Source organism: Sphingomonas sp., from assembly GCF_036402235.1.
GTDB lineage: Bacteria > Pseudomonadota > Alphaproteobacteria > Sphingomonadales > Sphingomonadaceae > Sphingomonas.
Window position 1 is genome coordinate 1 of sequence record NZ_DASWTG010000057.1, and the last position, 22,405, is coordinate 22,405.

The window sequence follows — 22,405 nt, forward strand, 5'->3', positions numbered from 1 at the left end:
ACATTGTGGGTGGCCGGGTGGGGGAGCGGGCCGGTGCCGACGGAGCGCGCTCTGCGCGCTCCCGAATCAAGCGCTCAGAAGGGGAACCAGCGGCTCTTCTCGCTGAACTTCATGTATCCGACATTGGCGCCCACCCGCCAGCCGACGCCCAGCCGCACCGGGATCAGCACCACGTCGCCGCGGCGCAGGTACGTGGCGGAGAAGCCGCCGACGAAATAGACGCGGCCCTCGCCCGCCGGGAAGCGCTTGTAGAGCTCCTGGCTGTCGTAGAGGTTGTAGACCAGCACGAACACCTTGTTGGCGTCGCCGCCGATGTCGAAGCCGACCGAAGGCCCGGTCCAGAACACCTTGCGCTCGCCCTCGACCGCATGGACCATCTGGCCCGAGCCGTAGCGCAAGCCCACGACGATCGCGCCCGAACCCTCGCTGCCCGCGATATAGGCATTGGGCTCGCCCTGATCCTTGAGGATGTCCTCGATCAGCGCGGCAAGGCCGCTCGCGCCCTTGCCGAACACGCCCTCGGCCGCGGCGACGATGCGGACCTGGTCGAAAGTGGTCGGCGCATCGGGCTTGGCGAGGTGCGCGCCGGTGGCCGCGGGGGCCGCGGTCGTTGCGGGCTGCTGCGCGGGCGTTGCGTCGGCGGGCGGGGCGGCATAGTCGGCGCCCGGATCGACCGGCTCGTCCATCGGCTGATCGGCCGGCGGCGGGGACTGGGTCTGCGCCGGGGGCGTCTGCGGCTGGTCGAGGTCGGCGTCGATCGCGCTGTCGGGATCGACCTGGCGGATCTGCGCAGCCGCGGGCGCCGCCGCGAGCGACGGCGCCGCCAGTGCCAAAGTGAGCCAGATCAACGCGCGCCGCATGGTAATTCCTCCCGCCATCATGGCATATTGAATCCGCTCCTGCTGTCCCGGCAATGAACCGGCGATGACCCGAGTCGATTTCGCGTCCACCCGAGTCGATCCGGCGACGAGCCGTGTGCAAAAGCCCCGTTGATCGCCCGCACGCGGCTCGCTATAGCCCCCGCTCCGCCGCTGGGCACCGGAGACGTGGGTGAGTGGCTGAAACCAACGCTTTGCTAAAGCGTCGTACGGGGAACCGTACCGAGGGTTCGAATCCCTCCGTCTCCGCCACCCGATCCCCAGCGCGCCGGCACGCTCCAAAATATGACAGACCTCCGGCCCCCGCGGTGCGCCTGCAAAAACCTTTCGCTCCGGCAACAAGCGGGACAGGCCCAATTCAGCGGACAGCCCCCAGACGCGCGGCTCAGTTGAACAGGAGCCACGAATGAATTTCCCCCGCCATGCCGGCGCCGTCTCGATTGCCATGGCAGCCATGCTTCCCGCGACCGCCGCCAACGCCGCACCGGCATCGCCTGCCAGAGGCGCGGCCACGCTGGCGGCGCAGCATTGGGATCTCGTCGAATGGAGCGGGCGCGATCTGCCCGAAGGCAAGCCGCTGCGCCTCGACTTCGACGCGAAGAGCGGCCGATTCTCGGGCACCACCGGCTGCAACCGGACGGGCGGCGCCTTCACGGTCAAGGGCAGCGCGATCCGGTTCGGCGGCAAGAAGGGCGGTTTCGCGAGCACGCTGATGGCCTGCCCCGAGCCGGCGATGGCGACCGAGCGCGCCTATGTCGACCGGCTTGGCGCGGTTACCCGCTATGCGATCGCCGGCGACCGGCTGGTGCTGCGCACCGCAAAGGGGGCGACGCTCACCTATCGCGCCGTGCACAAGCCCCCTGCCGACGCGCCTCGCAAGTTCATCCATGTCTCTGCCGAAACCCGGCCGTGCACGGGCGTTGCGCCGATGACCTGCCTGCAGGTGCGCGAGAAGGAGGGCGACGCCTGGCAGCTCCATTATGGCGGGATCGCCGGTTTCGATCCGCAGCCCGGGATCGAATATCGCCTGCGGATCATCGAGGAGAGGGTGAAGAACCCGCCAGCCGACGGCTCGTCGATCCGCTGGACGCTCGATCAGGTGATCGAGCAGCGGGTAGTCAAACCGTAGCGGGATGCCGGGGCGCCACCCTGCCCCGGCCGCGCGACATCTGCGTTGTCCGGCCTGGCTCCGGGCCATCCGTCGCAGGGATCGCAGCCCGCCTGCGTCAAGCGACTCGCAATCGTCATCGCTTGCTGGCATCCGGGGCGGCGATGCGCTCGTTGCTTCTCTTTCCGCTCACCCTGACTGTCGCGCCCGCGCTGGCGCAGGTGCGTGCCGTGCCCACCCAGCCCGCGACCGAACGCGAGGCGCTGCGCGGGGTCGAGGTGATCCTGCTCAACGAGGGCGCGGCCTCCGTGCCCGCCGAAGGCCCGCGCCAGATCGAGGTGACGGCGGCAGACGGCACGCGGATGACGCTCGAGCGGCTGCCGGCGCCTATGGCGACGATCGCGCCCGGCGGGTTCGCCAAGGCGCGCTACGTGCCCGTCGCCTATGCCGCGCGTCCGGCGCCGTCGACGGCGGGCGAGCTGCCGCCGGGCGTGGGCAGCGCCTATCCCGCCGATGCGCGCGCGGCCGCCGCTGCCGCCGTCCGGACGGATGCCGAGGGCGAGACCGAGGTCCGCCGCTCGGCGGGCACCGCGTCCGGCTTTCTCGCCCGCTTCACCCCGCACGAGCCCGTCTATGGCGTGTTCGGCCCGGGCGATTCGGGCGCGAAGCTGCAGTTCAGCTTCGCCTTCCAGCCATTCGGCGGCGAGAGCGCGCTCAGCGGCTTCAGGTTCGCCTACAGCCAGACGATGTTCTGGCGGCTCGACCTGCCCTCCGGGCCGTTCGCGCACACCACCTATTCCCCCGAGGTCTTCTATGAGAAGGCGATCGACGAGACCGCGACGTTCGGGGTCGGCTGGCGGCATGATTCGAATGGCGAGGGGCCGGCCACCTCGATCGATTCGAACCGCATCTTCGCGCGCTTCACCAAGGCGTTCGATCTCGGCGATGGCTGGCGCGCCGAGGTGACGCCGCAGGCCTGGGCCTATGTCGGCAAGCAGGGCGTGGCGCCCGATCTCGCGCGCTATTGGGGCAATGCCTCGCTCGGCCTCACCGTGCTCAAGCCCGACAGCGTCAAGCTCAGCCTCAACGTGCGCGGCGATTTCGAGACCGGGCGCGGCGCGGCCGAGCTGTTCGCCTCCTATCCGCTCGCCGATCTGGGCGGCGGTTTCGGCATCTATCTGTTCGGGCAGGGGTTCACCGGCTTCGGCGAGGCACTCGACGAGTATCGCCGCCGCGACACGCATGCGCGGCTGGGCATCGCGCTGACGCGCTGATCTTGGCGCGGGCGTCCGGTGCGCGCATAAGCGGCGGAAAGAGGAGAAACACGATGCGCATGATGATCCTTGCCACCCTCGCTTTGACCGCCGCCGTGAGCGCCGACGCCCAGATTGCAACCGGCGCGACCGCGCCCGATTTCACCACGCAGGGCGCGCTCGCGGGCAAGGAATTCACGCTGAACCTCAGGCGCCAGCTCAGGAAGGGGCCGGTCGTCCTCTATTTCTATCCCATGTCCTTCACGCCCGGGTGCAGCGCCGAGGCGCAGGCCTTCGCCGCGGCGACCCCCGAGTTCAAGGCGGCGGGCGCGACGGTGATCGGCATGGCCGCCGATCCGATCGACAAGCTCAAGGACTTCTCGACCAAGGATTGTGCGAGCAAGTTCGCAGTGGCGCAGGCGACCCCGGCGATCATCGACGGCTATGACGTGGCGCTCAAGCGCGATGGCGCCAAGACCGCGATGACCAGCCGCACCAGCTTCGTCATCGCGCCCGACGGCAAGGTGATCTACGCGCACAGCGAGATGAGTCCCGCGCCGCACATCCGCAACACGCTGGCGGCGGTGAAGGAATGGCGCGCCAAGCAGCGGAAATGACGGCGATTAATATGCTTATTAGCCGCGTAACGATTTCACCGGATTTTAGCAGTTAGCGGCTAGACCCGTTCCATCGAGAGCGTTTTGCGGGCGCGTGTGTCGGCGCCCCGATGAGCGTGGGGATGGGATTCTATGACGGTGGCGAGAGCCGCTCGGGTTGACGGTGCCGGCGATCCGGCCTGGCAGCTGTACGAGCGCATCGGCACATTCCTGCACGATCAGCGGCTGGACCCGGATCCGGCGAACTTCGCGTTCGCCTGGCATCTGCTCCATGATTCCGCCGGCCCGTTGGCCAAGGCGGTGGCGGCGCTGACCGATGGCGGGGTGCGGCTGACCAGGAGCGACATCGAATCGCTGGGCGTCGAATCGCCCGCGAGCGCGCGGCGCGTCCGCGAGAAGGCCGATGGCCTCGTCGCGCAGACGCAGATGCAGGTCGAGGGCTTTCAGGACATGGTCCAGGCGATGCATGACGAGACCATCGGCTTCGGCCGCGATCTCGCCCGCAGCGCCGACGCCATCCGCCGCTTCGGCAAGGGCGGCGAGGGCGCGATGCTGGGCGAGCTCTCCCGCGTCACCGCGACGATGCTCGAGCGGGTCCATAGCGCCGAATCGCGGCTCGAGAATGCGACGCGCGAGGCGATCGAGCTGCGCGACAAGCTGGAAGAGGCGCGCGACAATGCCCGCCGCGACCCGTTGACCGACCTGCCCAACCGCCGCGCGTTCGAGGAAGCCTATGCCGAGCTGGCGGCGGCCGGCGCCGGCATGTGCGTCGCGGTTTGCGACGTCGATCACTTCAAGGGCGTCAACGACCGGTTCGGCCATGCCGTGGGCGACCGCGTGCTCAAGACGATCGCCGAGACGCTTAAGGCAAGCTGCGGGGATCATCTCGTCGCGCGCTATGGCGGCGAGGAGTTCGCGATCCTGTTCGCGGCCACCAGCCTCGATTCGGCGCGGGTGACGCTCGACAATGCCCGCGCCACCGTCGCGGCCAAGCGCTATCGCCTGCGCGAGACCGATGCGCCGCTCGGAGAGATCACCTTCTCGGCCGGGTTGACTCTGGTCGCCGAGGGCGAATCGCTGGGCGCCAGCGTCGGCCGCGCCGATCGGCTGCTCTATGCCGCCAAGAAGGACGGGCGGAACTGCGTCCATGCTGCCTGATAGTTGGTAAAATTCACCAGCCATCTTGGTGAAATTTGCCGACTTCTTCAGCGGCGAGATTGCAATTCTTTGTAATTCAGATACTTACCAAAACTGGCACGGACCCTGCAATCCTCTGAGCATCCGCCGGACGGTCCGGCGGAACTGCAAAAGGGAACAAGATCATGGCACTCCGTTTCGACTCGCTCAGCCGCTACGCCTTCTCGCTGCTCGGCGCCGCCGCCTTCACCGCGGTCCTGATCGCCAACACCGTCAGCATGGGTCCGGTCGCCTGACCGGACCAGCCAGCAGGAGCAAGACAATGGCACGCCACATCCTCATCACCCTGGTTTCGTTCGGCCTCACGGCCGTGACGATCCTCCACACCACCGCCGTGCAGGGCTCGGGCATCATCGCCTGAGCCCCGCAGGCCCGAGGCGCCAATCAGGTGGCCCTGGGCCTAAGTTGCCTTAGGGTTATCGGCGCGCGACGAGTCGCCATTGCCGCCCCGCTGAATGAAGCTGATCCTCCCCTCGGGTTCGAGGATCGCCCAAGCGACATCCTCCACATGCGCGATCCCGGCCAGCCGCATCTCCGATTCGATCTCGGCGCGGGTCAGCCGGTCGCGGCGCAGATTGCCCTTCACCAGCTCGCCATTGCGGATCAGCACGCGCGGCGCGCCTTCCACCACCCGCTGGGCGCCCGGCGAGAGATAGACCACCCAGCCGAGCACCACCGTCCAGAAGGCGAAGGTCGCGATCGCCAACGTCGCGCCGGTCAGGCTGAAGTCGTTGTGCGTGATCCCCTGCTGGATCAGGTCGCCCACCACCACCAGCAACACCAGCTCGAACGGGGTCATCTGCCCCAGCTCGCGCTTGCCCATCAGCCGCAGCAGCGCGAACAGGATCGCGAACATGACGGTGGCGCGGAGCACGATATCCATCAGGGCAGCACCGTGATCTCGACCGGGATCGCCGCAATCGGCCGATCGCCGTCATGCAGCCCGACGCTCCCCGAATTGCCTGCGAACAGGGGCGGGTTGATCTGTCCGTCCACCTTGATGTCCAGCACGTCGCCAGGCTTCATCGGGCCGTAGTGGAAGCGGAATGCGCGCTTCTCCGCCTTCTCCTCGGACGCGGCAGGGATCATCGTGTTGATCGTCATGTCGCGCCACAGCGTGGCGGGGACGACGATCACGGCGTCGGCGATCGGGGCTTTTGCGGTGACATGGATGCGCGTCTCGAAGAACATGCCGTTGCGCAGAACGCGCGGGGTATGGACCTCCAGCCGCGCGGCAGAGGCGTCCACGATCGCGCCGCGCGCCTTGCCGCCGCCGAATGCGCCGAGCAGCGCCGCCAGCAGGATCGCGCCAAGCACTGCGAGCGAGATCCAGTTGAGCCGCGCGCCGTGCCCGTCCGCGTCGCCAGGCGCGATGCCGTCGGGATAGGCGGAAGCGGATCGGGATGCTGCCATGACGGGGATGAAACGATCTGGCGGGGCAAGGTTTCCATCGGACGGAACCCCGCACCCCGCCCGCCGGTTCTTTGCACGGGGGCCAGCGGAGTGAGACCGATGACCGACACCGCCGAGATGATCCATGAGGACGCGCTGCCCGGCAACGAGCACAGCCTGGACCCCAAGCCGCAATGGCATCCGCGCTATCCCGGCTCGGGCCGGCTTCAGGGCAAGGCGGCGCTGATCACCGGCGCCGACAGCGGCATCGGCCGCGCCGTCGCCGCGCTGTTCGCGCGCGAGGGCGCGGATGTCGGCATCCTCTACCTGCTCGAGGACCGGGACGCGGAAGATACCAGGGCAATCGTCGAGGCCGAGGGGCGCCGTGCGATCACGATCAAGGCGGATATCGGATCGAGGAAGATGTGCGACCGCGCGGTCGCGCAAATGATCGAGGCGTTCGGGCGGCTCGACATCCTGATCAACAATGCCGGCGAGCAGCATCCCGACAAGGACATTCGCGACATCACCGAAGAGCAGTTGCTGCGCACCTTCCAGACCAACATCTTCGGGATGTTCTATCTGGTGCAAGCCGCGCTGCCGCACCTTGGCCAAGGCGCGGCGATCGTCAACTGCACCTCGGTGGTGAACTATCAGGGGTCGAAGGAGCTGCTCGACTATTCGAGCACCAAGGGCGCGATCACCGCCTTCACCCGCTCGCTGTCGGAGAATCTGATCGAGAAGGGCATTCGCGTGAACGCGGTGGCGCCCGGGCCGATCTGGACCCCGCTCAACCCGTGCGGCGGCGCCAGCCCCGAGAAGCTGGAGAAGTTCGGCGAAAACACGCCGATGGGCCGGCCCGGCCAGCCCAACGAGGTGGCGCCGAGCTTCCTGTTCCTCGCCTGCGAAGACTCGAGCTACATGTCGGGACAGGTGCTGCATCCCAATGGCGGGACAATCGTCAACGGATAGCGGCGTCAACGGGTAATGCCCGATCGTTCGACGGACGACCGTTGACGGCACGAGTCGCCAAGCGCATGTCGCCGCCATGCGCTTCTTCTCCGACAATGCCGCACCCGCCTGTCCCGAGGTGCTCGCGGCACTGGCGGTGGCGAATGTGCAGGATACCGCCTATGACGGCGACGCGCTGAGCCAGTCCCTCGATGCGCGCTTTTCCGAATTGTTCGGAACCGATGTCGCGGTGCTGTGGTTGCCCACCGGCACTGCCGCCAACAGCCTCGCGCTCGCGTCGCTCTGCCCGCCCTATGGCGGCGTGGTCTGCCACCGCGAGGCGCATATCCAGGCGGACGAGGCGGGCGCGCCCGAATTCTTCACCCACGGCGCCAAGCTGCTGCTGGCGGAGGGCGCGGGCGCGAAGCTGGGCGCGGATGCGATCCGCGCGGCGCTCGATCCGATCAAGCCGGGCGTCCATTGGGTTCAGCCGCACGCCATTTCGATCACCAACGTCACCGAATATGGCCTTGCCTATTCCCCGCAAGAGACCGCGGCGATCGGCGCACTGGCCAGGGAGCGCGGCCTCGGCTTCCATGTCGACGGCGCGCGCTTCGCCAATGCGGTGGCGCATCTCGGCTGCTCGCCCGCCGATCTCACCTGGCGCGCGGGGGTCGATGCGCTGAGCTTCGGCTTCATCAAGAATGGCGGCATGGGTGCGGAGGCGTTGCTGTTCTTCCGCCGCGACCTTGCCGATGCCGCGCGCGTGCGCCGCAAGCGCGCCGGGCACCTCCAGTCCAAAGGCCGCTTCCTGGCCGCGCAGCTGCTCGCGATGCTGACGGACGATCTATGGCTGCGCAACGCGCGCGCCGCCAACGCCGGGGCGATGCTGGTGGGGCAGGCCGCGGCCGCGCGTCTCGCGCATCCGGTCGAATCCAACGCCGTGTTCCTCAGGGTCACTTCCTCCGAAGCCGCGGCGTTGCGGGCGCAGGGCTTTGAATTCTACGACTGGGCGCCCGGCGTGGTGCGGCTGGTCGTGTCGTGGGATCAGGACGAAACCTCCGTCCGGCCGCTGGCCGACGCGGTCGCCGCGCTGGGCGCCCGGGCATGATCGGCAGGCAGACGCCCAATTCCGCGCGGCTCGCGGTGCTGATCCCGTTCGCGGCGGTGACGCTGATCTGGGGTTCGACCTGGATCGTCATCACCGGGCAATTGGGCGTGGTGCCGCCGACCTGGTCGGTCACCTACCGCTTCCTGATCGCCGGCGTCGCGATGCTGATCTGGGCGGCGATGACGCGGCAGCCGCTCAGGCTCGACGCACGCGGCGTCGGCTTCGCGACGCTGATGGGCGCGTTCCAGTTCGCGCTCAACTTCAACTTCGTCTATCGAGCGGAGATGCACGTCACCTCCGGCCTCGTCGCGGTGGTGTTCGCGCTGCTGCTGGTGCCCAATGCGGTGCTCGCGCGCCTCTTCCTCGGCCAGCGGATGGGGCGCCAGCTGGTGATCGGATCACTGATCGCGATGGCGGGCGTCGGGCTGCTCTTCCTGCACGAGATCCGCCGCGATCCGGCCGCGAGCGGGGAGGTGTATCTCGGCATCGGCCTGACCCTGCTCGGGGTGCTTTCCGCCTCGACCGCCAACGTCATGCAGGCGACCAGCACCGCCAAGCGCTATCCGATGGCGACGATGCTGGGCTGGGCGATGCTGCTCGGCGCGACGATGGACGGGATCTTCGCCTGGATCACGACCGGGCCGCCGGTGTTCGATCCGCGTCTGAACTACGTCGCGGGGGTGCTCTATCTCGGCATCTTCGGATCGGCGGTGTCGTTCCCGCTCTATTTCAGCGTGCTGCGCAAGATCGGTCCGGCCAAGGCGGCCTATACGAGCGTGATCATACCGGTGCTGGCGATGCTGCTCTCGACGGTCTTTGAAGGCTATCGCTGGTCGCTGCTCGCCGCTGCCGGGGCGCTGCTCGCGGGCGCCGGACTAGTGCTGGCGTTGAGGGCGCGCAGGCCCAACCGGTAGTCGCGGTAGCGCGGCTTCCAGCCGAGGATGCGCTTCGCCTTGCCGTTGGCGACGCGGCGATTCTCCGAATAGAAGGCGCGCGCGGCAGGCGAGAGGTTCGCGTCCTCTAGCGGCACCAGCGGCGGCACCGGCAGCCCGAGCAAGCGGCAGCCGAACGCGATCACATCGCTCTGCGGCGCGGGCTCGTCGTCGGCGAGGTTGTACGCGCCCGGCGGCGCGTCGAATCCGGCGATCACCCCGCTGGCGATGTCGTCGACATGCACCCGGCTGAACACCTGCCCCGGCACGTCGATCCGTCGCGCCTCGCCCGCGCGGATGCGGTCGAGCGGCGAGCGTCCGGGGCCGTAGATGCCCGGCAGCCGGAACGCGCGGGCGCCCAGCTTGAGCCACGCCGCATCCGCCACCGCCCGCGCGCTGCGTCGCCCGGCGCCGGTCGGGGCGCATTCATCCACCCACGCGCCGCCGGTATCGCCATAGACTCCGGTCGAGGACAGATAGCCGATCCACGCCCCAGCCGCTGCCAGCGCATCGCCATAGGCAGCGAGCACCGGATCGCCCTCGCCCGGCGGCACCGAGGACAGGATATGCGTCGCCTGTGCGATCTCGAACCGCACGCGCGTCGCGTCGTCGAACGCGATGCCGCCCGCGCTTCCGGTCGCCGCCACCCGCGCACCCGGCAGCCGCGCAGCGATTGCCGACGCGGCATAGCCGAGGCCGAAGATCAGGAGACGCACGAAATCCTCCCCCGCCAGGGGGAGGTGGCAGCCCCGGACTTGTTCCGGGGCTGACGGAGGGGGCGGACGCCAGAACGCGCGTTGGAGAGTCCTCCCCCTCCGTCGCCTTCGACGCCACCTCCCCCTGGCGGGGGAGGATTGAGTCTGATCGGCAACCGCGGGATACCGATACGGCCTAGGCGATCACTTCGCGCCATATCCGTCGTACAGCACGCCGAAGAAGTCGCCCTTGTTCCACGCCGGGCGGGCGTCGGCGTCGGCGATCTCGCGCGCGATGGCGTAGTTCGCCTCGATGAAGCGCACGCCCTGGTCCCATTTGATCTCGGGGTTGCTGATCTCGTCCGACGGGCGGTGGTAGCGGGTGGCGAGGAAGCGGTTGAACGCCTCGCCGCCCGGCCCGGCCATGCCCGGCCACAGGAACACCGACGGGATGCCCTGCTGGACGAAGCGGTAATGGTCCGAACGCACGAAGAAGCCCTGCTCGGGCATCGGGTCCTTGCCGACGCCGACGCCGACGCCAGCGGTCGCGCGCGCGACGATCGGGCCCAGCGTCGAGCGGGCCGCGCCGAAGGCGATCATGTCCTCGAACTTGTAGGTGATCACCGGCATGTCGAGATTGACGTTGGCCACCAGATCGGCCTTGGGCACGGTCGGGTTGTGCGCGAAATAGTCGGCGCCGATCAGCCCCTTCTCCTCCGCGGTGACGGCGAGGAACAGGATCGAGCGGCGCGGCGGCTTGCCCGACGCCTGGAAGCGCTTCGCTTCCTCGATCAGCGAGGCGATGCCCATCGCATTGTCCATCGCCCCGTTATGGATCGTGTCGCCGCGCTCGTCGGCCTTGCCGACGCCGACATGGTCGAGATGCGCGGAGAGCACGACCACCTCGTCCTTGAGCCTGGGGTCGCTGCCGGGGATGATCCCGGCGACGTTGCTGCTGGTCACCGTCTTGCGCTCGGTCTTGAGCGCGACGGCGAGCTTCGCGCTGCTCGCGAAGGGCGCGATCGCAGGCTTGCCGGCCTCGGCCGCCTTGACCGCGGCGGCCCAGCCCTTGTCGCCGCTGAACAATTTGGCCGCGCCCTTGATGCTGACCGAGGCGATGGTCGGCGTGCCCTTGGCCGGCAGATGGCCGTTGCCCTGCGCGTCGGCCCAGGTCATCCGCCACTCGTCCCACACCTCGGTCAGGCGGCTGAACGGGCGCACCTTGGCCGAGCTCGGGCTTTCGAGCACGATCACGCCGACCGCGCCCTTGCTCGCCGCGATCGCCGCCTTGTTGGCGTTGCTGCCGAAATGCGCGCGTTCCTCGCCGTCGAAGCCGCCGGGCGCGCCCGAGAAGATCGCGACGATCCTGCCCTTCACGTCCACGCCCTGATAGTCGTCGCGCTTGTACTGCGGTGCGACGATGCCATAGCCCGCGAACACCACGCCCGCGTCGATCACGGTGCTTTCCTTCTCCGGATTGCCGCCGGGGATGTAATCCTCGCCGAAGACGAGGTTGACCGGCCCCGCGCCGCTGCGGGTGACGGTCAGCGTGCCCTTGTCCGCGGGCCGGAAGCTCAGCAGCGGGACGGGCTGCAGGTAGCTGCCGTCGACGCCCGCGGGCTTGAGGCCGGCGGCATAGAATTGCGCGGCGACATATTGCGCGGCGATCTCATATTCGTTGGTGCCCGCTTCGCGCCCCTGCATCGCATCGCTGGCGAGGAACATGACATGCGCCTTCATCGCCGCCTGATCGGCCGGAAGAGGCGCGTTGACGAAGGCGTTGGTTTCGGCCGCGGTCGGCGCCTTGGGCCTTTCGGGCGTGGCTTGAGGAGCGGCTTCCTGGGCCGCGAGCGGGAGGGCGAGGCTGATGAGAGCGAGCGTGAGCGTCGGACGCAGCATTCAGGGGTCTTCCGAAATTGAACAAAGGATGCGCTGAGGCGTAGCAGCACAGCCATACACCGCAACGAAATTTCGTGGTGCGGCCCCCGCGCCACCGCCTATAGGCTTGTCCCATGATCGACGCTCTTGCCGCCACGCCCAACGTCACCCGCCGCGAAGACTATCGCGCACCCGACTGGCTGGTGCCGGAGATCGCGCTCGACTTCGACCTCGATCCCGCCGCCACGCGGGTGAAGGCGGTGCTGACGGTGGAGCGCAACGGCGCGCACGATCGCCCGCTGCGGCTCGACGGCGATGGCCTGACGCCGCTTGCGGTCAAGGCCGATGGCGCGGACGCGGCCTACGAGATGGACGGCGCAGCGCTGGTGATCATGCTTGCGGGCGACCGCCACAGCATCGAGACCGAGGTCGAGATCGCGCCGGAGCGCAACACCCAGCTGATGGGCCTCTACGCCTCAGGCGGCAATCTCTGCACCCAGTGTGAGGCGGAGGGCTTCCGCCGCATCACCTTCTTCCCCGACCGGCCCGACGTGCTGAGCCGCTACCGGGTGAAGATGACCGCCGACAAGGCGCATTTCCCGGTGCTGCTGGCGAACGGCGATCCGGTGGCTTCGGGCGAGGCGCCCGACGGCAAGCACTGGGCCGAATGGCACGATCCTTTCCCCAAGCCCTCCTACCTGTTCGCGCTGGTCGCGGGCGACCTCGCCGCCAATCGCGGCACCTTCACCACGCTGTCGGGGCGCGAGGTGCAGCTCGGCATCTGGGTGCGCGAGAGGGATCTGCCCAAGACCGATCATGCGCTCCATGCCCTCAAGCTCAGCATGGCGTGGGACGAGAAGGTCTATGGCCGCGAATATGATCTCGACGTGTTCAACATCGTCGCGGTCGACGACTTCAACTTCGGCGCGATGGAGAATAAGGGGCTGAACATCTTCAACAGCCGCTACATCCTCGCCGATCCCGATACCGCCACCGACTATGATTACGACGCGGTCGCCGCGGTGGTCGCGCACGAATATTTCCACAACTGGTCGGGCAACCGCGTCACCTGCCGCGACTGGTTCCAGCTCTCGCTCAAGGAAGGCTTCACCGTCTTCCGCGACCAGAGCTTCTCGGCCGATCAGGGCTCGGCCGCGGTCAAGCGGATCGAGGATGTGCGCGGTCTGCGCGCGGCGCAGTTCCCCGAGGATTCAGGCCCGCTCGCGCACCCCGTGCGCCCCGACGAGTATCTCGAGATCTCGAACTTCTACACCGCGACGATCTACAACAAGGGCGCCGAGGTCATCCGCATGATGGCCACGATCCTGGGTCCCCAGAAGTTCCGCGCGGGGACCGACCTTTATTTCCAGCGCTTCGACGGCACCGCCGCGACGTGCGAGGATTTCGTCGCGTGCATGGAGGAGGCGAGCGGGATCGACCTGACGCAGTTCCGCCTGTGGTATTCGCAGGCTGGCACGCCGCGGGTCAGCGCGACGCTGGAGCATGAAGCGGGCGACGGGCGCGCGCGCGTGACGCTCCGCCAGACCGTGCCGCCGACCCCCGGCCAGCCCGACAAGGCGCCGATGGTGCTCCCGCTCAAGCTGCGGCTGTTCGGCGGCGAGACCGCAAAGCCGGTCGCCCCCGAGCAGCTCGTGCTGCTGTCGGATGCCGAGACGGAGATCGCGTTCGATAGCGTGACCGAGCGCCCGGTGCTGTCGATCAACCGCGGCTTCTCCGCGCCGGTGATCGTCGACACCAACCGCAGCGCCGCCGATCTCGCCTTCCTCTCGGCGCATGACGACGATCCTTTCGCACGGTACGAGGCGATGCAGCAGCTGATGCTCGACACGCTGGTCGCGGCGGTGACTCAGGGCCGCGCCGATCATGCCCCCGTGATCGAGGCGGTGGCCAACACCCTCGCCGATCCCGCGCTCGACCGCGCCTTCATCGCCGAAGCAGTGCTGCTCCCCTCGGACAGCTTCATCGGCGACCAGCTGCCGGTCGTCGATCCCGAGCTGATCTTCCAGAAGCGCGAGGCGCTGCGCCGCGATCTCGGCAAGGCGCTCGAGCAGCAATGGCGCGACGCGCATGACGCGGTGAAGGCCAATCGCTTCGAATATTCCCCGGCGGGCAAGGGCGCGCGGCGGCTGCGCACGGTATCGCTCGGCTATATCAACGCCAGCGGCGCGGCGGACGGCGGGGCGCTGGCGTTCGGCCAGTTCGAGGGCGCGGACAATATGACCGACCGGCAGGGCGCGCTGATGACGCTGGTCAACAGCGAGGCGCAGGCCAATGCCGACAAGCGCGAGGCGGCGCTCGACATCTTCTATCACCGCTATGCCGACAATGCGCTGGTGCTCGACAAATGGTTCCAGACCCAGGCGCTGGCGACGCGCAGCGACACGGCGGAAGCGGTCGAGGAACTGGCGAAGCATCGCGACTTCACCCTCGCCAACCCCAACCGCGCGCGCGCGCTGGTCGGCGCGTTCGCGATCAACCAGCGGGCCTTCCATTCGGGCGAGGGGCGCGGCTACCGTTTCCTCGCCGATCAACTGATCGCGCTCGACAAGCTCAACCCGCAGACCGCCGCGAAGCTGGTCCCGCCGCTCGGCCGGTGGAAGCGTTTCGACGAGACGCGCGCCGCGATGATGCGCGCCGAACTCGAGCGGATCCTCGCCGTGCCCGGCCTCAGCAAGGACATGACCGAGCAGGTGAGCAAGAGCCTGGAGGGCTGAAAGACCACATCCGTTCGGGCTGAGCTTGTCGAAGCCCTGTACTTTCTTCTCGAGGAAGAAGTGCTTCGACAAGCTCAGGGCGAACGGATGTGGTTTGCTGCACTCAGGCCATCACATTGCGGCTGCGGCGCACCGTCGCGCTATGGCCGATGCGCGCAGCAGGGGTGCGCTGTTTGACCGTGTCGACGAACAGCCAGTCGTTGCGCAGCTGATCGGGCGTCAGCGTCAGCGCCATGTAGCCGCGGCGCGAGGTGTCGCACCATTTGAGCTCCCGGTTGGTCTCGACCAGTGCGCGGGCGATGACCCGGGGGTCGGCCGCGGTCGAGCTTTCATAGCCCGGCGAGGTCACCGCCTGTCCGGCGAACTCGACCCCGGCGGGGCTGCCGTCCTGCGCGAGTTCATAGGCCCAGGCGTTGTGGCTGTCTCCGGCGATCACCACGAGGTTGGCGTCGGCCGCCTGCGCGGCCTTGAGGAAGCGTGCGCGTGCCGCGGGATAGCCGCCCCAATTGTCGAAATTGGTAGGCAGCCCCACCGATGCCAGCGTCACGCCCGCCTTCACATAGCGTTGCGCACTTTCCGGCGCGTCGGGCTTGAGCCACTCCATCGCCTGTTTCGGCGCGACCTGCCTGCCCATGATCGTGCCGAAGCCGGCCACCTGCCAGCGCGTGCCGGCCTTGACCGAGCGGGCAAGCTCGGCGGCGATCCACGCCTCCTGCTCCCAGCCCATCATCGTCATCGCCGGATCCTGCCACGCGCCGTCGCGGAACGCCTTCAGGGCCGCGACCGGATCGGCTTCCTTGAAGAGTGGCGCGGAATTGTAAGGTTTTGTCCGCCCGAGCAATCGCGTCTCGGTGCGAAACAGCGTGGCGAGCGTGCCGATCTCATAGGCCTTCCACGGTTCGTCGGAGACCGGCATCCACTCGCGCCACGCCTGCATCGCTGCGGCGCGGCGCAAATTCCAGTCGCCTTCCTTGTCGGGTGAATGATTCTGCGCGCCGCCTTCCCAGCTGTCGTTCGCCGATTCGTGATCGTCCCACTGGATCAGCATCGGCTTGGCGGCGTGAAGCGCCTGCAGATCGGGATCGGCGCGGTAGCTGGCATAGCGCAGACGATAATCGGCGAGATGGATGATCTCGGTCGCAGGCAGCGGCAGGCGGTTCGCTACCGTCTGCTCCAGCGACGGGTAGTTCCCGTGCGGGTATTCGTAAATGTAATCGCCGAGATGCACCGCAAGGTCGATATCGTCGCGCGCCGCGGCATGGGCATAGGCGTTGAAATAGCCGAAGCCGAGGTTCGAGCAAGAGAAGATGGCGATGCCGAAGCGCGCCGCATCGCCCTGCGGCAGCGTGCGCGTGCGGCCGGTGGGGGAGAAGCCGCCGTCGGGCGCGACGAAGCGGTAGTGGTAGCGCGTCCCGGGCTTGAGGCCGGTCACGACGATCTTGGCCGTCCAGTCGCGCCACGGCCCGGTGATCGCCTCGCCGCCCGCCACGACCCTGGCGAAGTCGGCGCTTTCGGACACCTCGACCTTGAGCTTGGCCGAGTCGCCCTTGCCGGCATAGCGGGTCCAGAGCAGCACCGAATCCGGCCCCGGCTCGCCGCTCGCGACATTGTGCGTGAATCCATCCGCCATCGGCACTTGCGCGAAGCCGGGAATGGCATAGGCGCTGAGGCCCAGCGTGCCGGTGAGGATCAGCGAACGGCGGTCGATGCGGATGGTCATGGCTGTCTCCCTCCCGGCGTCCCTGGCCCGCGCATATGGCGGGTTCGTGACAGCCGATCCTGACAGGTCTAGAGCTTGCCGCAACGACTGGTTTCCGGAGTTACCGATGCGCAACTACGCCCTCGCCGCGCTGCTTCTCGCCACCGCCGCCTGCACCTCGGCGCCGCCCGCCGGGAACGACATGGCGGCCGCCGACAGCTACGACCTTGCCGCGCAGAAGGCGAAGCTCGCGGTGATCGAGATGAAGCCCGACACCAGCTTTCTCACCGATGAGGAGCGCAAGGTCGTCAACCTGCTGATCCAGGCGTCGGAGCAGATGTCGCTGATCTATCGCGCCCAGCGCGACGCCAACTGGAAGCAGACGCGCGCCGCGATCGAGAAGGCCGGCGGCGGGCTGCCGCTCGAGATGTACGACCGCTATTACGGGCCGTGGGACGATCTCGCCGAGAACCGGCCCTTCTTCGGCGACGCGAAGATGCCGGCGGGCGCGGGCTTCTATCCCGCCGACCTGACCAAGGAGGAGTTCGATGCCTATCTCGCCGCCAACCCGGCCGAGAAGGCGGCGCTGACCAGCCCCTATACGGTCGTCGTCCGCGACGGCGCCAAGCTCGAGGCGATTCCCTATTCGGTCGCCTACAAGCCCGAGCTGACGCAGGCGGCGAAGCTGCTCGACGAGGCCGCGGCGATCACCACCAATGCAAGCCTCAAGAAGTTCCTGACGCTGCGCGCCAAGGCGTTCCTGACCGATGACTATTTCGAGTCCGAGCTGGCGTGGATGGACCTCGAAGGCACGCCGATCGAGGTCGCGATCGGACCGTACGAGGTCTATACCGACCGGCTCCACGGCCAGAAGACCGCGTTCGAGAGCTTCGTGACGCTCAAGGACCCCGCCGAATCCGCCGCGCTCGCCAAGTACAAGCGCTACCTGCGCGACATGGAGGCGAACCTGCCGGTCCCGGCCAGGTACAAGAATTTCCAGCGCGGCTTTGAAAGCCCCATCGCGGTCGCCGAGCAGGTCCGCGGCGGCGGCGACAACGTCCCGGGCGTGCAGACCATCGCCTTCAACCTGCCCAATGACGAGCGCGTGCGCGAGGCCAAGGGCGCCAAGAAGGTGATCCTCTCCAACGTGCTCGGCGCAAAGTACGAGCGCATCCTCGCCCCGATGGCACCGCTGGTGCTGGTGCCCGATCAGGCGCGCCTGGTGGCGAAGAAGTACATGCAGCTCGAGACGCTGTTCCACGAGCTGTCGCACAGCCTGGGGCCGGGCACGATCGTCGTGAACGGGCAGAAGACCACGGTGAGCGAGGCGCTCAAGGATCAGGCCTCGGGGCTGGAGGAGGCCAAGGCCGATGTGATGGGCGCGTGGAACATCCTGTTCATGATGCAGAAGGGCGAGCTGCCCGCGGCGGAGAAGCCGCAGCTCTTCGCCACCTATCTGGCCGGCACCTTCCGCGCGATGCGCTTTGGGATCGAGGAAGCGCACGGCCAGGGCGCGGCGATGCAATATGGCTATCTCAAAGCCAAGGGCGCGTTCGCCTGGGATGCGGCGGCGGGGCGCTACCGCATCGACAATGCCCGGTTCGAGCTGGGGCTGCGCGACCTGCTGCGCGACATGATCGTGCTGCAGGCCAATGGGGACTATGAGGGCGTCAAGGCGTTCATGGCCAAATGGGCGGTGCTCGACGACCATGCCCGCGCCGTGATCGCATCGATGAAGGCGATCCCGGTCGATATCGTGCCCGTCTACCCGAACAAGGTGTGAGCATCTCCACGGCGCCGCGCTGGCTGATCCTGCTCGCCGTCGCACTGGCGGCGCGGGCGATCACCTTCGGCAACCCGATCCTGCACGTGGACGAGGAATTCTATTTCGTCACCGCGCGGGCGATGCTCGACGGCGCCGTGCCGTTCGTCGATGTGTGGGACCGCAAGCCGATCGGGCTGTTCCTGCTCTACGCTCCCGCCGCGGCGCTCGGCTATCCAGCGGGAATCTGGGCATATCAGGCGCTCGCGCTCGCCTGCCTTGTCGCCACCGCGGTGCTAGCCGCGCGGCTGGCGGACCGGGCAGGGTGGAGCCGCGGCGCGCTCGCGGCGGGGATCGCGGTGATCCTCTGGCCCAATCTGATCGACGGGCAGGGCGGGCAGGCGCCGGTCTTCTACAATCTGCTGATGATCGCCGCGGCATCGCTGATCGTGCGCGGCGAGCGGGAGACGGCGGCAGGCAAGCGCTTCGCGGGCGGGCTCGCGGCGATGGCGCTGGCCGGGCTCGCGCTGCAGATCAAATACGCCGCGGTGTTTGAAGGACTGTTCTTCGGCCTTTGGCTGCTAGGGCGTGAATGGCGGGCGGGGTGCGGGCTGGCGCGGATCGCGCTGGCGGCGGTGCCGCTGGCGGGCGCGGCGCTGCTCCCGACGCTCGCCGCATGGGCGGCCTATGCCTCGATTGGCCAGGGCGAGGCGTGGCTTTATGCCAATTTCCTGTCGATCCTCGACCGCAATCCCGATCCGGCGCTGGCGCAGATCGCCAACCTCGCCGCGATCACGCTGATCCTCTCGCCGCTGCTTGCCGCCGCCGCGCTCGGCTGGCGGCAGCGGGGTGGATCGGAGGTGGCGCCGTTCGTGTTCGCATGGGCGCTGGCGGCGATCGGCGGGTTGCTCGTGTTCGGCTCCTATTTCGAGCATTATGCGCTGCCGCTGATCCCGCCGCTGGCGATCTGCGCCGCAGCGTTTCTCGGCGTGCATCGCCGCTTCGCCCTGTGGATGCTGCTGCTCGCCTTCGCCGGCGGGCAGGTGCTGCTGATCGCCAAGCGATCGACCCGCGGCACGCCTGGCGAGATCGCGGCGATCGCGCAGGTCATCGGTCCGGGGCCGGGCTGCCTGCACGTCTATTCGGGCTCGACCATGCTCTATCCGATGACGCGGCGCTGCGCGGTGACGCGCTGGATCTTCCCGAGCCATCTGAGCCGCACGCGCGAGCGCGGGGCGATCGGGGTCGATCAGGATGCCGAGATCGACCGCATCCTGCGCCGGCGGCCCGAATGGGTGGTGATGCGCAAGCCCTATCGCGGCGAGCGTCCGGAGATCCGCGAACGCATGCTCTCCGGCGTGACGCGCGACGGCTACCGGCAGGTCGCCGTCCTGCCGCTGGGCAACGACCGCTACACCCTCTGGCGGCGGGGAACCCCGCCGGCGCGCTCGGCGATCAGCTCCGAATAGAGATCGACCAGCGCGATCGCGTGGTCGCGGTCGGACAGCACCTGTCCCGCGGCATGCCGCGCCGCGGCGCGCAGGATCGGCTGGTCGCGCGCGAACAGCCGCCGGATCGCCGCCGCCGCGGATTTGGGATCGCCGCCCTGATAGGTCTCGGCGAACAGCGGGTCGGCGACCTCCGCGCAGCCGCCGTCATTGGGCACGATCAGCGGCAGGCCAGAGGCAAGGGCCTCCGACGCGACCAGCCCGAACGGTTCCTGGTCCGATCCGTGGATCAGCGCGTCCGCGCTGGCGAGGATGCGGCTGAACCGCTCGCGGTCATAGACCGGGCGGAACAGGCGGATATGCGTGTTGCCCGCGATCTGGCGCTCGAGCTGCGCGCGCTGCATCCCGTCCCCGAGCAGCATCAGGCCGACCGGCATGTTGGCGCCGGCGCGCTCGACCGCGTCGATCACCACCGGCCAGCGCTTCTCGCGGTGATGGCGGCCAAGCCCGATCAGCAGATGGCCGTCGGGGGGCAGATCGAGCTGTGCGAGCATCGACGCGCGCAGCGCCTCGTCGCGCAGCGCGGGCGAGAAATGGTTGCGGTCGATCCCCAGCGGCATCGCCGCGTCGACATGGATGCCGCGCCGGCGATAGCGCTTCGCGAGCGCCGGACCGTTGGTGACGAAGGCATCATAGCCTTCGAGGAACTTGTTCATGTAGCGCGTGTACCAGCCGAACATCTGCTCGATCCGGTCGGGGCCGGCGAAGGGCGCGAGCCAGCGCTGCGGATAGGCGCCGATATTGTCGTTGTGCGCGAAGAACACCTTGAGCGCATCGCCCTGCCAGCCGCCCACGCCCCAGGCCGGGCGCCAGGGCGAGCTGTTCTCGACCACGTCGGGCTTGAGCTGGTCGAGCAGCCGGACGACCGGCGCCATATCCTTGAACAGCCAGTAGTTGCGGTCGACGATCAGCGGCGGCGCCTTGACCCAGTAGATGCGCCCGCCATCGGGGCGGTCCTCGATCCGGTCCTCGTCGAACGGCGCGATGACGATCAGCTCATGGCCGAGCTCGGCCAGGATACGCATCTTGCGGTCGAGATAGGTGCGCACGCCCCCGCCGGTCGGGGAGTAATATTCGTTGACGTCGACGATCCGCATGACGCGCCTCAGGCCCTAATCGTTCGGATCATAGGGCGCAAAGCCCGACAGGCCACGCAGATATTGCGCGTGGACCATGATCGTCGTCACGCCCGGCCCGACATTGATGACCGCTTCCTTGAGCTGCGGCCGGCTGCGGCCGAGCTTGCGGTTGCTGGCGAATCCCGCGCCGTCCTTCCAGAAGTTGAACTTGTTCTTGCCGTCGCGGTCATGCGTGAACAGCAGCGCGTAGCGGCCCGGGCGCGGTGCGCGGATGCACAAATTGACCGCGCCGGTCTGGGGCGTCGGCGTCCACAGCCGGGCGAAGAATTTGCCCTCGTTCTTGAGCTTGGTGTCGTCCTTCAGGAAATCATCCTCGTTCGCGGGATAGAGCTCCAGTTTCAGCCGGCCGCTGCGATCTTTGAGCCCGGTGACGTTGACCCGCACCGACGGGCTCGAGCCGTTGCACATCGCCGCCGAGCCCTCCAGCAGCTGCGCGGCAGCGGGAGAGGTCAGGGTGGCAACGGCGAAGAGAAGGGGAACGGCGAAACGCAGGGTCATATATCCTTCCTGATCAGCCCCAATAGCCCAAAGCCGGCGAACAGCACGACATGGACCAGCAGGGTGAGCGCCGCCGTGAAGGCGAGCAGCTCGGACAGGGCTTGACCCTGCCCGATCAGTATGATCGCGAAGTTGGCGAAAAGAAGATCCTTGTTGGGCACGAACGGCAGGCGCGACACCAGCATGCGCGCCGCGGCGAGGATCAGCCACATGCCGAGCGACACGTCCGGCATCGCGAAATGCCATGCGCAGGCGATCAGGATCGAGCCGAGCACGAGCCGCAGCGAATGGATGCCGAAGATCCACCACAGCGTGCCGCGGTGAAGCGAGAAGACCCGCTTGGAAAAGATCAGGAAGGGCAGCGACATCGCCACCATGATCGCGATCGAGACGAGCGCAGTGTTGAACTGGGTCGGGGTCAGCAATTCGGTGGCGAGCGGCAGCGCGAGCGCGAGCATCGCCAGCGTGATCGCGTTGCCGGCGATCGCCGAGAGGATCGAAACGTCCTTCACCGCGCCGAACGGCGCGGTCACCATCTGCGTGCGCTGGCGTGCCCAGGCGTAGAAATAGGCTTCGCCCGAATAGCCGAGCACGACCTCGTTCGCGATGCGCTTGCGGTGCAGCGCGACCATGCCCGATGGCGGGATCTTCCACAGCCGCCGGAAGATGACATAGTCGAAGGTCGGCGGGCCGAGATAGAAGAGCGCGAAGAAGAGGTAGAAGACCCAGCTGCTCGGCGCCATCTGCGACAGGCCGGCCAGCCCCTTGTCGAACAGCTCGTTGGCAAGGCCGGCGATCATCAGCAGCGAAAGCGCCGCGCCCAGCAATGCGGGCCAGCGGCGCTTGATCTTCTCGATCGGCTCCAGCCCGGCCAGATCGGGGGGCGCAAGACCTGCGGTTGCCCCGATCGGAGCGGGATTGGCGACGGACGTGTTCATCGAAGCTTCCGCTCCCGGTGGTTCAACATAGGCCAAACTGGTGCCCTTCTCCGGAAGCGTAACGTTTTTTGCGCGCCTTTAGCCGCATCGAATCTGAATGCCAGATGACACGCT

Annotated in this window: 19 protein-coding genes and 1 tRNA gene; 11 read left to right on the top strand and 9 right to left on the bottom strand. The window is 68.0% G+C overall.

All coding sequences use genetic code 11. The features are described 5' to 3' along the window. Nucleotides 1-74 precede the first annotated feature (74 nt). Entirely contained in the window at nt 75-860 is a 786-nt protein-coding gene (locus VGD28_RS12455; RefSeq protein WP_331028666.1) for a DUF1134 domain-containing protein, read from the bottom strand. Between the two features lie 180 nt (nt 861-1,040). Between VGD28_RS12455 and VGD28_RS12460 the strand changes: the two genes are divergently transcribed. The 5 genes from VGD28_RS12460 to VGD28_RS12480 all read left to right on the top strand — a co-directional run bounded on the left by VGD28_RS12460 (nt 1,041) and on the right by VGD28_RS12480 (nt 5,014). Continuing rightward, nucleotides 1,041-1,130, top strand: a tRNA-Ser gene (locus tag VGD28_RS12460). Nucleotides 1,131-1,284: 154 nt separating this feature from the next. Continuing rightward, nucleotides 1,285-2,007 carry an META and DUF4377 domain-containing protein gene (locus tag VGD28_RS12465; protein ID WP_331028667.1) on the top strand — a complete coding sequence of 241 codons (723 nt, stop codon included), beginning with the start codon at nt 1,285-1,287 and terminating at the stop codon, nt 2,005-2,007. A 143-nt stretch (nt 2,008-2,150) separates the two neighbouring features. After that, complete coding sequence (locus VGD28_RS12470) at nt 2,151-3,260, top strand: phospholipase A (protein WP_331028668.1); 1,110 nt, start codon at nt 2,151-2,153, stop codon at nt 3,258-3,260. Nucleotides 3,261-3,313: 53 nt separating this feature from the next. Then, complete coding sequence (locus VGD28_RS12475; protein WP_331028669.1) at nt 3,314-3,856, top strand: peroxiredoxin; 543 nt, start codon at nt 3,314-3,316, stop codon at nt 3,854-3,856. 132 nt (nt 3,857-3,988) lie between these two features. Continuing rightward, on the top strand, nt 3,989-5,014 hold the full coding sequence (locus VGD28_RS12480; protein WP_331028670.1) for a GGDEF domain-containing protein: 1,026 nt from the start codon (nt 3,989-3,991) through the stop codon (nt 5,012-5,014). A 439-nt stretch (nt 5,015-5,453) separates the two neighbouring features. On the opposite strand, the gene VGD28_RS12485 is transcribed toward VGD28_RS12480, so the two are convergent. Both VGD28_RS12485 and VGD28_RS12490 read right to left on the bottom strand, forming a co-directional pair. Then, nucleotides 5,454-5,936, bottom strand: coding sequence for a DUF421 domain-containing protein (locus VGD28_RS12485; protein ID WP_331028671.1), 483 nt, complete (start codon nt 5,934-5,936; stop codon nt 5,454-5,456). Continuing rightward, entirely contained in the window at nt 5,936-6,466 is a 531-nt protein-coding gene (locus tag VGD28_RS12490) for a hypothetical protein (protein WP_331028672.1), read from the bottom strand. Before VGD28_RS12490 ends, VGD28_RS12485 begins: the two co-directional genes overlap by 1 nt. Nucleotides 6,467-6,565: 99 nt before the next feature. On the opposite strand from VGD28_RS12490, the gene VGD28_RS12495 reads away from it, so the two are divergent. The 3 genes from VGD28_RS12495 to VGD28_RS12505 all read left to right on the top strand — a co-directional run bounded on the left by VGD28_RS12495 (nt 6,566) and on the right by VGD28_RS12505 (nt 9,421). Further along, nucleotides 6,566-7,417: an SDR family oxidoreductase gene (locus VGD28_RS12495; RefSeq protein ID WP_331028673.1), complete on the top strand. Its 852-nt coding sequence runs from the start codon at nt 6,566-6,568 to the stop codon at nt 7,415-7,417. A 76-nt stretch (nt 7,418-7,493) separates the two neighbouring features. Continuing rightward, nucleotides 7,494-8,507 (top strand): threonine aldolase family protein, encoded by a 1,014-nt coding sequence (locus VGD28_RS12500; protein ID WP_331028674.1) that lies wholly within the window; start codon nt 7,494-7,496, stop codon nt 8,505-8,507. Further along, on the top strand, nt 8,504-9,421 hold the full coding sequence (locus tag VGD28_RS12505; protein WP_331028675.1) for a DMT family transporter: 918 nt from the start codon (nt 8,504-8,506) through the stop codon (nt 9,419-9,421). The genes VGD28_RS12500 and VGD28_RS12505 overlap by 4 nt, the downstream gene beginning before the upstream one ends. Here VGD28_RS12505 and VGD28_RS12510 read toward each other — a convergent pair. Together VGD28_RS12510 and VGD28_RS12515 are read right to left on the bottom strand one after the other, a co-directional pair. Next, the gene (locus tag VGD28_RS12510) at nt 9,331-10,155 is read right to left on the bottom strand and encodes an NAD(P)-dependent oxidoreductase (protein ID WP_331028676.1); all 825 of its coding nucleotides are present in this window, start codon (nt 10,153-10,155) and stop codon (nt 9,331-9,333) included. The two genes, VGD28_RS12505 and VGD28_RS12510, sit on opposite strands and share 91 nt — an antisense overlap. A gap of 183 nt (nt 10,156-10,338) precedes the next feature. After that, a complete protein-coding gene (locus VGD28_RS12515) occupies nt 10,339-12,033 on the bottom strand; it encodes a M28 family metallopeptidase (protein WP_331028677.1) in 1,695 nt (564 codons plus the stop codon). A 113-nt stretch (nt 12,034-12,146) separates the two neighbouring features. On the opposite strand from VGD28_RS12515, the gene pepN reads away from it, so the two are divergent. Then, nucleotides 12,147-14,747, top strand: a complete 2,601-nt coding sequence (gene pepN / locus VGD28_RS12520; RefSeq protein WP_331028678.1) for an aminopeptidase N — start codon at nt 12,147-12,149, stop codon at nt 14,745-14,747. A gap of 103 nt (nt 14,748-14,850) precedes the next feature. Here pepN and VGD28_RS12525 read toward each other — a convergent pair whose 3' ends face one another. After that, on the bottom strand, nt 14,851-16,467 hold the full coding sequence (locus tag VGD28_RS12525) for an alkaline phosphatase D family protein (protein WP_331028679.1): 1,617 nt from the start codon (nt 16,465-16,467) through the stop codon (nt 14,851-14,853). A gap of 106 nt (nt 16,468-16,573) precedes the next feature. Between VGD28_RS12525 and VGD28_RS12530 the strand changes: the two genes are divergently transcribed. Both VGD28_RS12530 and VGD28_RS12535 read left to right on the top strand, forming a co-directional pair. After that, a complete protein-coding gene (locus tag VGD28_RS12530; RefSeq protein WP_331028680.1) occupies nt 16,574-18,229 on the top strand; it encodes a dipeptidyl-peptidase 3 family protein in 1,656 nt (551 codons plus the stop codon). Next, complete coding sequence (locus VGD28_RS12535) at nt 18,226-19,677, top strand: hypothetical protein (protein WP_331028681.1); 1,452 nt, start codon at nt 18,226-18,228, stop codon at nt 19,675-19,677. Before VGD28_RS12530 ends, VGD28_RS12535 begins: the two co-directional genes overlap by 4 nt. Here VGD28_RS12535 and VGD28_RS12540 read toward each other — a convergent pair. The 3 genes from VGD28_RS12540 to VGD28_RS12550 are packed head-to-tail and all read right to left on the bottom strand — an operon-like array spanning nt 19,620 to nt 22,291. Continuing rightward, nucleotides 19,620-20,813 carry a glycosyltransferase gene (locus VGD28_RS12540; protein WP_331028682.1) on the bottom strand — a complete coding sequence of 398 codons (1,194 nt, stop codon included), beginning with the start codon at nt 20,811-20,813 and terminating at the stop codon, nt 19,620-19,622. The genes VGD28_RS12535 and VGD28_RS12540 overlap by 58 nt on opposite strands. A 15-nt stretch (nt 20,814-20,828) precedes the next feature. Further along, nucleotides 20,829-21,353 carry a DUF2141 domain-containing protein gene (locus VGD28_RS12545; protein WP_331028683.1) on the bottom strand — a complete coding sequence of 175 codons (525 nt, stop codon included), beginning with the start codon at nt 21,351-21,353 and terminating at the stop codon, nt 20,829-20,831. Further along, on the bottom strand, nt 21,350-22,291 hold the full coding sequence (locus tag VGD28_RS12550) for a hypothetical protein (protein ID WP_331028684.1): 942 nt from the start codon (nt 22,289-22,291) through the stop codon (nt 21,350-21,352). Before VGD28_RS12550 ends, VGD28_RS12545 begins: the two co-directional genes overlap by 4 nt. Between the last annotated feature and the right edge of the window lie 114 nt (nt 22,292-22,405).

Excerpts from the sequence above, each read along its gene's own strand:
- VGD28_RS12455 (WP_331028666.1), bottom strand. The coding sequence starts at position 860 with ATGCGGCGCGCGTTGATCTGGCTCACTTTGGCACTGGCGGCGCCGTCG.
- VGD28_RS12465 (WP_331028667.1), top strand. The coding sequence starts at position 1,285 with ATGAATTTCCCCCGCCATGCCGGCGCCGTCTCGATTGCCATGGCAGCC.
- VGD28_RS12470 (WP_331028668.1), top strand. The coding sequence starts at position 2,151 with ATGCGCTCGTTGCTTCTCTTTCCGCTCACCCTGACTGTCGCGCCCGCG.
- VGD28_RS12475 (WP_331028669.1), top strand. The coding sequence starts at position 3,314 with ATGCGCATGATGATCCTTGCCACCCTCGCTTTGACCGCCGCCGTGAGC.
- VGD28_RS12480 (WP_331028670.1), top strand. The coding sequence starts at position 3,989 with ATGACGGTGGCGAGAGCCGCTCGGGTTGACGGTGCCGGCGATCCGGCC.
- VGD28_RS12485 (WP_331028671.1), bottom strand. The coding sequence starts at position 5,936 with ATGGATATCGTGCTCCGCGCCACCGTCATGTTCGCGATCCTGTTCGCG.
- VGD28_RS12490 (WP_331028672.1), bottom strand. The coding sequence starts at position 6,466 with ATGGCAGCATCCCGATCCGCTTCCGCCTATCCCGACGGCATCGCGCCT.
- VGD28_RS12495 (WP_331028673.1), top strand. The coding sequence starts at position 6,566 with ATGACCGACACCGCCGAGATGATCCATGAGGACGCGCTGCCCGGCAAC.
- VGD28_RS12500 (WP_331028674.1), top strand. The coding sequence starts at position 7,494 with ATGCGCTTCTTCTCCGACAATGCCGCACCCGCCTGTCCCGAGGTGCTC.
- VGD28_RS12505 (WP_331028675.1), top strand. The coding sequence starts at position 8,504 with ATGATCGGCAGGCAGACGCCCAATTCCGCGCGGCTCGCGGTGCTGATC.
- VGD28_RS12515 (WP_331028677.1), bottom strand. The coding sequence starts at position 12,033 with ATGCTGCGTCCGACGCTCACGCTCGCTCTCATCAGCCTCGCCCTCCCG.
- pepN (WP_331028678.1), top strand. The coding sequence starts at position 12,147 with ATGATCGACGCTCTTGCCGCCACGCCCAACGTCACCCGCCGCGAAGAC.
- VGD28_RS12525 (WP_331028679.1), bottom strand. The coding sequence starts at position 16,467 with ATGACCATCCGCATCGACCGCCGTTCGCTGATCCTCACCGGCACGCTG.
- VGD28_RS12530 (WP_331028680.1), top strand. The coding sequence starts at position 16,574 with ATGCGCAACTACGCCCTCGCCGCGCTGCTTCTCGCCACCGCCGCCTGC.
- VGD28_RS12540 (WP_331028682.1), bottom strand. The coding sequence starts at position 20,813 with ATGCGGATCGTCGACGTCAACGAATATTACTCCCCGACCGGCGGGGGC.
- VGD28_RS12545 (WP_331028683.1), bottom strand. The coding sequence starts at position 21,353 with ATGACCCTGCGTTTCGCCGTTCCCCTTCTCTTCGCCGTTGCCACCCTG.
- VGD28_RS12550 (WP_331028684.1), bottom strand. The coding sequence starts at position 22,291 with ATGAACACGTCCGTCGCCAATCCCGCTCCGATCGGGGCAACCGCAGGT.